A 633-nucleotide genomic window follows, 5' to 3' on the forward strand; every position below is an offset into this window, starting at 1 on the left:
ATTCTCATAACTTGAGTGGGTGGCCTCTACATATCGAAGCAGTATATTGCCTTGTCAGAGGTATATACCAACATGCAAGAGGCCGTCCCGTGCTATTTCCCGTTGTGCCATTTTGTGGACTCGAACCACCAACAGCCGTACTCCAGCCATTGCCCAATTAAAGGCAAATTCTATAACCTTATCTATTATACGTTAGGACAAAACAGAGCCACCCCACAGGGATGGCCTGTAGTCGATTACATAACTTTTTAATTCTAGTGGGCACAGCTAGACTCGAACTAACACCACTCTCCTACATAAGACCGCCAAGTTTAGGAAGGAGATTGTACTACATTGTACGACATGCCCCAAAATGAAAGCAAGCAAAGCTCACTACATTCGCTCAACACCTAATTAACAATCGCTATTTAACTTAGTCTTACACCTGTGTGGGCCGTGGCCAGTCAAGGCCGCCAGACTTTTGAAAGTCTTTTTACACACAGGGCATTCAAACCTCGAAATTTCGTTCTGTAGTGGTATCTGCTCTGTTTCGACACTGGTCAGCTCATGTACTTGAGCAAGCTCAGTTTTCAGAAAATCAAAGACATTTATACCTTTTAGCCTGCAAGTTCGCACCAGACGTTCCATCTGCAA

General features: G+C 44.2%; 1 protein-coding gene and 1 pseudogene. Both read right to left on the minus strand.

Going from position 1 to position 633, the window contains the following annotated elements; all coding sequences use genetic code 11:
- Window positions 1-258 precede the first annotated feature (258 nt).
- Window positions 259-348 (minus strand): annotated as a pseudogene (locus GVN22_RS27585).
- Between the two features lie 45 nt (window positions 349-393).
- The coding region (locus GVN22_RS27590) for a C2H2-type zinc finger protein (protein ID WP_166554192.1) at window positions 394-633 on the minus strand (240 nt) is incomplete at its 5' end.

The organism is Cellulophaga sp. BC115SP (assembly GCF_009905545.1).
In the GTDB taxonomy this organism is placed as follows: domain Bacteria; phylum Bacteroidota; class Bacteroidia; order Cytophagales; family Spirosomataceae; genus Flectobacillus; species Flectobacillus rivi.